Annotated in this window: 8 protein-coding genes and 1 pseudogene; 5 read left to right on the forward strand and 4 right to left on the reverse strand. The window is 50.5% G+C overall.

Annotated features, from left to right (window positions below):
- From dnaA to gyrB, 3 genes are all read left to right on the forward strand, one after another.
- The gene (gene dnaA / locus KMZ15_RS00005; protein WP_223692849.1) at nucleotides 1-1,479 is read left to right on the forward strand and encodes a chromosomal replication initiator protein DnaA; all 1,479 of its coding nucleotides are present in this window, start codon (nucleotides 1-3) and stop codon (nucleotides 1,477-1,479) included.
- Between the two features lie 98 nt (nucleotides 1,480-1,577).
- Entirely contained in the window at nucleotides 1,578-2,687 is a 1,110-nt protein-coding gene (gene dnaN, locus KMZ15_RS00010) for a DNA polymerase III subunit beta (RefSeq protein ID WP_223692851.1), read from the forward strand.
- Nucleotides 2,688-2,767: 80 nt separating this feature from the next.
- Nucleotides 2,768-5,245: a DNA topoisomerase (ATP-hydrolyzing) subunit B gene (gene gyrB / locus KMZ15_RS00015; protein ID WP_223692853.1), complete on the forward strand. Its 2,478-nt coding sequence runs from the start codon at nucleotides 2,768-2,770 to the stop codon at nucleotides 5,243-5,245.
- Nucleotides 5,246-5,398: 153 nt separating this feature from the next.
- Here gyrB and KMZ15_RS00020 read toward each other — a convergent pair whose 3' ends face one another.
- On the reverse strand, nucleotides 5,399-6,436 hold the full coding sequence (locus KMZ15_RS00020; RefSeq protein ID WP_258134780.1) for a 3-keto-5-aminohexanoate cleavage protein: 1,038 nt from the start codon (nucleotides 6,434-6,436) through the stop codon (nucleotides 5,399-5,401).
- A gap of 94 nt (nucleotides 6,437-6,530) precedes the next feature.
- Entirely contained in the window at nucleotides 6,531-6,665 is a 135-nt protein-coding gene (locus KMZ15_RS00025) for a hypothetical protein (protein ID WP_258134749.1), read from the reverse strand.
- Nucleotides 6,666-6,692: 27 nt separating this feature from the next.
- On the opposite strand from KMZ15_RS00025, the gene KMZ15_RS00030 reads away from it, so the two are divergent.
- Nucleotides 6,693-6,824, forward strand: a complete 132-nt coding sequence (locus tag KMZ15_RS00030; RefSeq protein WP_258134750.1) for a hypothetical protein — start codon at nucleotides 6,693-6,695, stop codon at nucleotides 6,822-6,824.
- Between the two features lie 159 nt (nucleotides 6,825-6,983).
- Here the strand turns inward: KMZ15_RS00030 and KMZ15_RS08955 are convergent, their stop codons facing one another.
- Nucleotides 6,984-8,183: a lanthionine synthetase LanC family protein gene (locus tag KMZ15_RS08955; protein WP_308710257.1), complete on the reverse strand. Its 1,200-nt coding sequence runs from the start codon at nucleotides 8,181-8,183 to the stop codon at nucleotides 6,984-6,986.
- Here KMZ15_RS08955 and KMZ15_RS00040 point away from each other — a divergent pair.
- Nucleotides 8,157-8,957, forward strand: a pseudogene (locus tag KMZ15_RS00040) (Tn3 family transposase); the annotation flags it as partial. The gene KMZ15_RS08955 and the pseudogene KMZ15_RS00040 sit on opposite strands and share 27 nt — an antisense overlap.
- Nucleotides 8,958-9,030: 73 nt before the next feature.
- On the opposite strand, the gene KMZ15_RS00045 reads toward KMZ15_RS00040, so the two are convergent.
- Nucleotides 9,031-10,446: a cytochrome P450 gene (locus KMZ15_RS00045; protein ID WP_223692857.1), complete on the reverse strand. Its 1,416-nt coding sequence runs from the start codon at nucleotides 10,444-10,446 to the stop codon at nucleotides 9,031-9,033.
- Between the last annotated feature and the right edge of the window lie 216 nt (nucleotides 10,447-10,662).

A 10,662-nucleotide genomic window follows, 5' to 3' on the forward strand; every position in this document is an offset into this window, starting at 1 on the left:
ATGAATGATTTTTGGCAACAATGCTCCACTTTGTTGGAGCAAGAGCTTCCCTCCCAGCAATATCAGACGTGGATCAAACCACTCTCTTTGCTCGAATTTGATATTGAGGCAAGTACTCTGCATATTGCCGCACCAAACCGCTTTAAGCTCGATTGGGTAAAAAGCCAATTTTCTAGCCGTATCGCCGATCTGGCGCGAGATTTTTGTTGTAAACCAATGGCGGTACATTTTGTACTTGACCCCAAAGTCGCACGCCGGGCCAGCGGAGCAACCATGGCCAACTCCGTTGACTCCGCTTCTGTTCATCAGACAGCTGCCGCAGACCTTACAGCCCAGATGACATCACTTAACCCGACTACAAGTGAGACACCTATTGGCCAACAGAAAAACAGCGCAGCAGCAGGATCCGGATGGTCAGGTTCACCGCTTACCAATCACGAGAGCAGCGGTGCGCCAGAGCGCTCAAAATTGAACCCCGTGCTCACCTTTGAAAACTTTGTCACAGGCAAAGCCAATCAACTCGCGCGAGCCGCCGCCATTCAGGTTGCCGACAATCCTGCGGTTTCATACAATCCGCTTTTTCTATATGGTGGTGTAGGTCTGGGCAAAACACATTTGATTCATGCAATTGGCAACCAACTTAGGCAGCAAAAAGTGGGCGCGCGAATTCGCTACATTCATGCGGAGCAATATGTATCAGATGTTGTAAAGGCTTATCAGCGTAAAGCCTTCGATGAATTTAAGCGGTATTATCACTCGCTCGATCTTTTGCTAATTGATGATATTCAATTCTTTTCCGGCAAATCGCGCACCCAGGAAGAATTTTTCTATGCTTTCGAAGCGCTGGTTGCCAATAAAGCACAGGTTATTATCACCAGCGATACCTATCCCAAAGAAATCTCCGGCATAGACGACCGGCTCATTTCACGCTTTGACTCCGGCTTAACCGTGGCCGTTGAGCCGCCTGAGCTGGAGATGCGCGTGGCTATTTTGCTGCGCAAGGCGCATTCGGAAGGTGTTGATTTGTCAGAGGATGTCGCGTTTTTCGTGGCTAAACATTTACGCTCAAATGTGCGTGAACTCGAAGGCGCCCTACGCAAGATTCTTGCCTATTCAAAATTTCATGGCCGCGAAATTACTATCGAGCTGACTAAAGAAGCGCTCAAGGATTTGCTCACCGTGCAAAATCGGCAAATCTCCGTCGACAATATCCAGAAGACGGTCGCTGACCGTTATGGCATAAAAATAGCGGATATGTATTCAAAAAAACGTCCGGCAGATATTGCCCGCGCGCGCCAAATTGCGATGTATCTGGCCAAAGAGCTCACGCAAAAGAGCCTGCCCGAAATTGGCGAACTCTTTGGGGGGCGCGATCACACCACGGTTTTGCACGCCGTGCGCAAAATTGCGGATGTCCGCAGCAAAGATGCGCTGCTCAACCGTGAACTGCATGTATTAGAACAAACCCTGAAAGGTTGATTTTTCAGGCACAATATAGGTTTTTCTCTGCCCATTTTAGGTAGAAAGCGCTTCCCCTTAAGCGAAGCGCAACCCGTTCAAGCTAAAGAAGGATATGTATGCAATTGGTTAAGACCGAACGAGAGAAGCTTTTGCGGCCACTGCAAGCTGTCAGCGGAGTCGTGAAGCGCCGTAGCAATACCACCCTGCCTATTTTGACTAACCTGCTGATCACTAAACAGGGCTCGGAGGTATCATTTCTGTCTACTGACCTCGAGCTGCAGATCATGACGCGGGCCGAGTTAAGTTCCGGCACAGAGCAGGGCGCAACCACGGTTGCCGCGCTTAAGTTGGTCGATATCCTGCGGGCTATGCCTGATGGAGAGGTGAGCCTAAACCTCTCTGATAAGCGCCTGACGGTACAATCCGGCAAAAGCCGTTTCGCCTTACAAACGCTTCCAGCGAGTGATTTTCCGACCATTTCGCAAAATCAGGCGTTCGATGCGAGTATCACCATTAGCCAAAAAGCCTTTCGGCAACTGTTGGGTTTTGTGCATTTCGCCATGGCCCAACAAGATATCCGTTACTACTTAAATGGCATGTTGCTCATCGTTGACGGCAGCCAATTGATGGCCGTTGCGACCGACGGCCATCGCCTAGCGTTCGCGTCAACCTCAGTTGAGGGTTCATTTGCACGGCAGGAAGTGATTATCCCTCGCAAAACGATTCTCGAATTACAACGCTTGCTTGAAGATAATGACGAAGCGCTTTGTATCGATCTCGCCCCAACTCAGGCGCGCTTTACTTTTAGCCAAATTGAACTGATTTCTAAATTAGTTGAGGGTAAATTTCCTGATTTCCAGCGCGTCATTCCAAAGGGCTATACTAATACCTTTACCATTGGCCACGGCGAATTCCAGCAGGCTCTAATGCGCTCCGCCATTTTGACATCCGACAAATTTAAGGGCGTGCGTTGCTTAATTGCGCCGGGCCAATTAAAAATTACGTCGAACAATGCAGAGCAAGAAGAGGCTCAAGAGGAGTTGGAAATTGCCTATGATGGCGCGTCAGCCGATATCGGCTTTAACGTAACCTATTTGCTTGATGTACTCTCCAATGTAAAGGCTGACATGCTGCAATTTAGCCTAGGAGACTCTAACTCTAGCGTACTTTTAACGATTCCCGGCAATGAGGATTTTAAATACGTCGTCATGCCAATGAGAATTTAAGCACAGAATAGACACTATTTCACCGGGGGCCATGTGCCCCTTTGGCGTTTTTAACGCACCAGCAAAATTGGAAGAATTTCATGACCGATCAGCAACAACCGCACGCCGACAACAGCTATGGCGCCTCGTCGATCCAGATTCTTGAAGGCTTAGAAGCTGTTCGCAAACGGCCTGGAATGTATATTGGCGATACCTCCGATGGCACCGGCCTGCATCATTTGGTATTCGAAGTGCTCGACAATGCTATCGACGAAGCATTGGCAGGTCATTGTAATGATATCCATGTCACGATTCACGCGGATAACTCGATTTCCGTCACCGACAATGGCCGCGGCATCCCGACTGATATCAAGCTCAACGATAAGCATGATCCGAAACGCAGCGCCGCTGAAATTGTGATGACTGAGCTGCACGCAGGCGGTAAGTTTGACCAAAATAGCTATAAAGTATCCGGCGGCTTACACGGCGTGGGCGTATCGTGCGTCAATGGCTTATCAAAATGGCTACGCTTGGTCATCCGCCGTGATGGTAAAAAGCACTTTATGGAATTTCACCGCGGGGTGGCACAAAACCGAGTGATCGAGCAGATCAATGGTGAACCGGTCTCTCCCATCTCCGTCGTGGGCACCACTGAACAACGTGGCACAGAAGTGCACTTTTTAGCCGACGAAGAAATCTTTAACAATATTGAATTCCATTACGATATCCTAGCCAAACGCATACGCGAGCTTTCCTTTTTGAATAATGGCGTGCGTATCCGTCTAACTGACCTACGCACAGGCAAAGAAGATGATTTTGCCTATTCAGGCGGGGTCAAAGGCTTTGTTGAATACATTAATAAATCAAAACAAGCCCTGCATCCAACCATTTTTCACACGACGGGTGAAAAAGACAATGTGAGCATCGAAGTGGCGATGCAATGGAACGACAGCTACAACGAAAACGTACAGTGCTTCACCAACAATATCCCGCAACGCGACGGTGGCGCTCACTTAACGGGCTTACGGGCGGCGATGACGCGAGTCCTCAATAAATACATTGAGAGCCACGATCAAACCAAAAAAAATAAAACCGAAACCGCCGGCGACGATATGCGCGAAGGGCTCACCTGTGTATTATCAGTAAAAGTCCCTGAGCCCAAATTCAGTTCGCAAACAAAAGATAAACTGGTTTCGTCAGAGGTGCGAGCACCCGTCGAAGAATTAGTGGCAAAAGCGCTCGAGACATTTTTGCTGGAAACACCGAGCGATGCAAAAATCATTTGCGGTAAGATTCTTGAAGCCGCACGCGCCCGTGAAGCGGCGCGTAAAGCGCGCGAAATGACGCGACGCAAAGGAATTCTAGAAGGCGGTGGCCTACCTGGCAAACTGGCTGATTGCCAAGAACGCGATCCAGCCAAATCAGAAATCTATATTGTTGAGGGAGACTCGGCTGGCGGCTCCGCCAAGCAAGGGCGCGACCGTAAATTTCAAGCCATTCTACCTTTGCGCGGCAAAGTGCTTAATGTCGAAAGAGCGCGCTTTGACAAACTATTATCGTCAGAACAAATCGTCATTCTGATCACCGCCCTTGGCTGCGGTATCGGCAAAGAAGACTATAACCTCGACAAACTACGCTATCACCGCATCATTATCATGACCGATGCGGACGTTGATGGCGCCCATATCCGCACCCTACTGCTCACCTTCTTCTACCGGCAGATGCCGGATATGATCGAGCGTGGTTATATTTATATTGCGCAACCTCCACTTTACAAAATTAAACATGGCAAAGAAGAGCGCTATCTGAAAGACAACCACGAGTTAGGCCAACATATGCTGCGGCTTGCCCTACAAGGAGCTGAGTTGGTGCCAGCAGAAGGCGCTGAACCACTCACCGGGGATACGCTAGGCGAACTGACACGCTCTTACTTACTCGCCGAAGCAGTGATTGACCGCCTTCGCCAGATGATCGACGCAGGCGCGCTGGAAGCCATTATGGATGGCGTTGAGATTGACTTATCCTCATTAGCATCCGCTCAAACAAGCGCAGAAATGCTCGAAGCGGCATTACGCGCCGAGCCGCTTAAGCCTGAAATTCGCGTACGACCTATCTATAATGAGACCCTTGAATCTCATTCACTACGCATCGAACGCAGCCATCATGGCAATCTAAAAGTCAGCGTCATTGATGAAGAGTTTCTAGTCACATCTGATTTCCAGCAATTAAGAACAACCGCACAAATTTTTAAAGGCTTAATTAACAAGGGTGCTGTGATTAAGCGTGGCGAGCGCAGTATCGCCGTGAGTAATTTTAAGAGTGCGATGAAGTGGCTATTTAGCGATGCTGAGCGCAACGTTAGTAAACAACGTTACAAAGGTCTGGGTGAAATGAATCCAAGTCAGTTGTGGGAAACCACGATGGATCCGACTGTGCGACGTCTGTTACGCGTGCAACTTGAGGATGCGATTGCTGCTGATAATATCTTTACAACTTTAATGGGCGATGAGGTTGAACCACGGCGGGCGTTTATTGAGACGAATGCGTTGCGGGCTAAGAATATTGATACGATTGGGTGATCTGTAAGTGGCCGGCTAAACCAGTAGAGTCTTTCCTGACATTTTTCAGGAGGCTTGAGCAATGTGCAAAATTTGCACATTGCCGGATATGCTACGCTTTGGCGAGGTATTCGAGGCCGAGGAAATTATCTACGCGCTGAGTAGACAATTGCTTCAAATATGCAGCTGGCGGCTCGTTGAACCGTAGCGGAATAATTGAACCTCTTCACGGGGTATGCCGAGTCGATCTCTTAACTGCGCTGGTGTGATGACAGATATTCCTTGTGCTTTTAATGCTAGTCGAATTGCTCGTACTTGCTCACTTGTGCTGGATGCTTTACGAATACGACCCGGCACGAGTTCGTCAACGACCGTCAGTGCATCCTCGAAGCCAATGCGGATGCCATCTAAATCGAGTGCTAATGCAACACTCGTCAAAATAGTTTGCATATTACCCGGCATTAACATTGAGATAATCGAAGCAGGGCAACATTGCCGGATGCGTTGCGTAATGGGCGATAGATATTCTATGGCGAGTTCGGTTGCTAAGGTTTGAGATGCCGCATCATCAGCTTGCAATAGATCGCTGATACGTTGACGGATAGAAAGAGGAATTAATGAGTCATCAACCAATTCCCCATTTTCTGCTCCCCGTTTTTGTTGATCAACGCCTGCCACTAGCATGAATAGCACAGGTGTTTCCAGTTCTTCTAACGCTCCCTTATAAGTGGTCAGTGCGTTATTTAAAATGGTGAGATTGAACACTTCCACCTCAGGACGAATACGGTGAGCTTTAAGGTGGGCTAATTGCGAATCAATAAAATCTGGAGGATTTTCATAGCCTCCGCCACCTGTAAATAGTACCGGCCCAGGGCTGAATGACGCAATATCTGGAACAAGTTTGCGCACACCATAAGGCTTTAAATGAGCGCGTCGTAATGGACTGTCAAATGCTGCTTTGTTACCTCGTACGCTTGTTGAAAGATTGATTACACCGCCAGGATTTTGCTCTAGAAGGGCTGGCACGATGATGTCAAATTGTGTCAGATCGATGTGATTGGCTTGTCCACTGCTTGACAGAGAAGCGCCTAAGCCGGGAATTTTTTCGATACGCTTGTCACTTGTATCTCTAGTGTGCAAATGCACTAGCGCTGCCCCCTCCTGAAACGAAAGATGGCACTCCTCGATAATTCTATCGGGAGAAATGGGCATGTGAGGGGAACAAGCTTTTCCAGGGTGCCAATACCCAGCAGGTTGATCTGCCCATCCGGAATTGAGCAGTGTTTCAAAAACTGTCGGTATTTTCTCAATAACCCGGGGCAACCATCGTGCAACGCCGCGCCGTTTGGTCGGCTGGCTTCGTCAAGATCGGCGGAGCAGCATGCTCGTGCGACGTAACGAATTTTGCTTGTAAACGGTAGAGGGGGATGTTAACGTTCATCGCGCCGACATCATTTCCGCCACATTTATGACCCTCCCTACAAAATTTATACTACCCGACATTGCACGAGAAGGGCTCGGGCCGCAGGAGCAGGAATTGCGGGCGTGGATCGAGCAACTCGTAGAAGTAGCCAGTGGCTTGCAGCAAGAGGTTGAGTAACTGAAACAGGAGGCCGCCCGACTCAAAAAAGCCAGGGGTACGTAGCGTGAGAAGCGCCGTGCTGAAGAAACTCTCAGCACCGTATGTCGCCGAAGCCGACCGGACGCCCGCGGTCATGAAGGTGTTCGCATGGAGTGACGGACTGGTCGAAATCATCCATCAATTGCTGGAGGAAAGGGGGCATCTGAAAGATGATGTTGCCCCGTACATACAGTAGGGCAAGGTAGGAAAGGGTTTATCTGCTGTATATGACCAACCTCGCGCGCCGTGGCCGTCTTGCTTGTCTTGACTGTACGAAATGTCATGACGCAGCGCGCGCAATCCGGCCTCAATATAATGCTCGCGCTTAGTGAGTAACCCTAAGTAGAGCAATACAAGCGCAATGCCGGATGCACCGTAACCAAGACCAAGATGCACTTTGCCATCGGTATAGGGCCAATATAGGCCGCGTGTGGCATCCGTGTGTGCGTGAGAAAGTATTTCATCGGCCACACTGGTGGATGCCTCTAGAAACTGTTCGTCTTGTGTCTCCAAAAATAGCCGGAGTGCGGAGAATGCCCAGCCAGCTTGGCCTTCGAAGAGCCCGTGCGAACGATCAAATAGCGGGTGCGAGCGTGCTCGCATCAACAACGTACTGGCCTGCTCAATATCCTGCAATTCAATAAGCACCCATACGATACCAGCCTGGCCCATCAAGAAGCCGGGCGTATAGTGCTCGTTCGTGATGGGGTGCCGATGGGCCCAATCACGCCATGCTGGGTTGATTGGTAAGCCAGCCCGATGCAGTCCGAAGAGTGTTCCGTACGCGCCACATCCCAGGCTTAAAGGATTCGTGCCGAACACGCGGTAATCGCAAGGAAATAAACGATCGTCGCGAGAAAGATCAGCATGGGATGCAATGAAGGAGCCCAGTCCGTCAATTGTCGTATCAATATGACTACGCGTTGGCAAGGGTATAGGGCGGGAAGTGGTGACAGCGTGGTCCCAGTTCGTTGACTTGAGCTTGGCATACATCTCAGATGCAGTTGGGCGGTGCTCTGGATGTGCAGACAATCCAGCAACTACCGCCTGCGTGATTTCCTCAGGAAATGACGCATCAGCGAAGAGCTCTTCGACTATCTGCGCAACGCGCTCGGGTACGAGACGAAAAAATGCATTTGCCGGAAAGGCGAACGCCAGCATCATGGCCGCTAGCGAATAATAATCGCTCGTGAATTCAACTTCGGTCTTTGCGTTCTGACCAAGTGGCGTATAGCCTGGCGTTCTGAGGCCAGTCAACATGTCAATGCCAGGCTGACATGCCGTTTCAAAATCGATAAATGTAATCCGTTCGGCGCACACGAATACGAAGGCCACCATGTGTTCGACATCTGGTATCGCAACACGTCGGACATCGTGCCGACTGCGATCACCGGCGACATGCACAGTGTCAACAAGGCCAACTTCGCCATACTGTACTGGTTCGGGCTGCGCTTCGAGCCGCGCTTTACCGACCTGGAAGATCAATTGCAGGAGCTGTACTGCGCCGACGATCCAGCGCTGTACGAGAAGCGCCTGATCCAGCCGGTCGGCCAGATCAACCGACAACTCATCATCAGCGAGAAGTCGAACATCGACCAGATCATCGCCACGCTGGGCCTCAAGGAAATAACCCAGAGCACGCTGATTCGCAAGCTGTGCACCTACACCGCACCAAATCCGACACGGCGCGCGATCTTCGAGTTCGACAAGCTCATCCGTAGCATCTACACGTTGCGCTACCTGCGCGATCCGAAACTGGAACGGAACGTGCATCGCTCGCAGAACCGAGTCGAGTCCTACCACCAGCTACGCTCGACCATCGCGCAAGTCGGTGGAAAGAAGGAATTGACCGGTCGCACCGACATCGAAATTGAGATCAGCAATCAGTGCGCCAGGCTGATCGCCAACGCGATCATCTACTACAACTCGGCCATCCTGTCGCACCTGCTGACGAAGTACGAGGCGAGTGGCAACGCCAAGGCCGTGGCGCTGATCATCCAGATGTCGCCGGCGGCCTGGCGGCACATCCTGTTGAACGGTCACTACACCTTCCAGAGCGGCGGCAAGATGATCGATCTGGACGCGCTCCTGGCTGAACTAGAGTTGGGATGACGGAAATTTCGGCGGTTCCGGCGTACCCCCCCTAGTTGCCGCCTGATCGCTCTACCGGTGCATAGTCCAAGCCTCAACAGCTTCCAACGGGGACGGCGTGTTCATGCCCTTCCGGCAACGCCACAAGCCGGATCCTGAGGTTCTGCGGCACCGCCGACGTTGTGTATATTTCCTCTACGGCGTCCTTGTCGACAATCTCGAGCTTGAAGTGCTTCACTAGCATGGCCAACACGATTTTCATCTCGAGGTTTGACAATGACGCCCCGGGACAAGTCCGCGGCCCGTATCCGAACGGAAACTGCTTTTGCCTCATCTCCTTCAGGTCAATCGGAGTAGCATCGTCGTTTAGCCATCTCCCAGGGTTGAACACCATGTCGTTTTCGAGGTTCTTGATGCCATCCACCCGAGTCAGAGTGAAGATTCGGGTGCCCTTTTCCACGAAAAGATCGTCGATCATCGTATCCTCGAGCGCCTCCACAACGAGCGCGGGAACGGTCGACCTGATCCGGAAGGTTTCTTCGATCACCGCCTCCGTCAACGGCAGATTATTGAGGGCGTCATAGTCGACCGTTTCCATGTCGAAGCCGCTGACCTCTTCCCTCAGTCGCCTCTGGAGATCGTCATCCTGGCTAAGATACAGGCACAGCCAGCTCAACATCGCCGCCGTTGTGCCTTCGCTGCCGAGGACGAGAATCATCATGTTGGCGAACAGATCGTCATCGGAAAGCGCGTTCTCCCCGCTGTCGGTCGCTTCTAGCATAGTGTGCAAGATGCAGTGCTCGCCGACATTTTCGTTTCTTCGCATTTTTCCCTGGACGTCCCGCGCTATGTGTATGACCATCTGCTTCAACTCTTCGATGGATTCGTCGAACTTCCGGTCGGCGGGCATTTTGACTACCCGCCAATAAGGCAGAATACTCCGCAGACGTTGGTTCATCCTATTCACGACGTTGTGAAACGTGTGGAGAATGTGATTATCGTTATTCTCCAGGCTCTTCAGGTCAATGCCGAAGACCAGCAGGCAGCCGACGTCGACCGAAAAGCATCTGAAATCATTCTGAATTTCGATCGGCTCGCCGTTGGTCTTTTTCTGTAAACGTTCGCGAAGCAGAATCGCCTTCCGGGAGATCTGCGGAATGAACGAGATGAGGCTTTTCTTGGTGAACGCAGGTATCAGCATCGGCCGTTGCCGCCGCCATTCGTCACCTTCCTTGGTGAAGATGCTGCTGAAACCGACTTCATCGAAGATCTTCGACATCTCCCTCATCCGACGAAACACGGTAGGTCGATTTTTCAGGACATGCCGTACTTGCTCAGGTTTACTTAAAACGACGAATCTTAATTTTGCCAATTGAAAACGATAGGGTTCATGATTAAATTCCCTCGACCACTTTTCGAGCGACAGGTGTATGGCCTTCTTGTCGAGCTGATGGGCGTTGCCCAGTAGAGGAATGCCTCGCGGTGCCGGCAAATCTTTAAATGTCTTCATAGCGATAACCTAGAATCTTTGAAATGTGTTAATAAAAAATATTGGCGAATCTATACAATAAAAATATTCAGTATGCGAGAAAATATCGATATCGGAACACCTCCTTTTAGTAAGCTAGAGTTGAAGTTGCCGCCGTTTCGCGGACAGTTACAGGCTTCCATGTTTTCAAGTGGAGGCGAGTGTAAAAGTATTTTGCGAGATGGAGTGAAGTTCATA

The organism is Mycoavidus sp. HKI (assembly GCF_020023735.2).
GTDB lineage: Bacteria > Pseudomonadota > Gammaproteobacteria > Burkholderiales > Burkholderiaceae > Mycoavidus.

Coding starts and splice junctions, on each gene's coding strand:
- KMZ15_RS00045 (WP_223692857.1), bottom strand. CDS start 10,446: ATGAAGACATTTAAAGATTTGCCGGCACCGCGAGGCATTCCTCTACTG.
- gyrB (WP_223692853.1), top strand. CDS start 2,768: ATGACCGATCAGCAACAACCGCACGCCGACAACAGCTATGGCGCCTCG.
- KMZ15_RS00030 (WP_258134750.1), top strand. CDS start 6,693: ATGACCCTCCCTACAAAATTTATACTACCCGACATTGCACGAGAAGGG.
- KMZ15_RS08955 (WP_308710257.1), bottom strand. CDS start 8,183: ATGGTGGCCTTCGTATTCGTGTGCGCCGAACGGATTACATTTATCGAT.
- dnaA (WP_223692849.1), top strand. CDS start 1: ATGAATGATTTTTGGCAACAATGCTCCACTTTGTTGGAGCAAGAGCTT.
- dnaN (WP_223692851.1), top strand. CDS start 1,578: ATGCAATTGGTTAAGACCGAACGAGAGAAGCTTTTGCGGCCACTGCAA.
- KMZ15_RS00020 (WP_258134780.1), bottom strand. CDS start 6,436: ATGCCCATTTCTCCCGATAGAATTATCGAGGAGTGCCATCTTTCGTTT.
- KMZ15_RS00025 (WP_258134749.1), bottom strand. CDS start 6,665: ATGAACGTTAACATCCCCCTCTACCGTTTACAAGCAAAATTCGTTACG.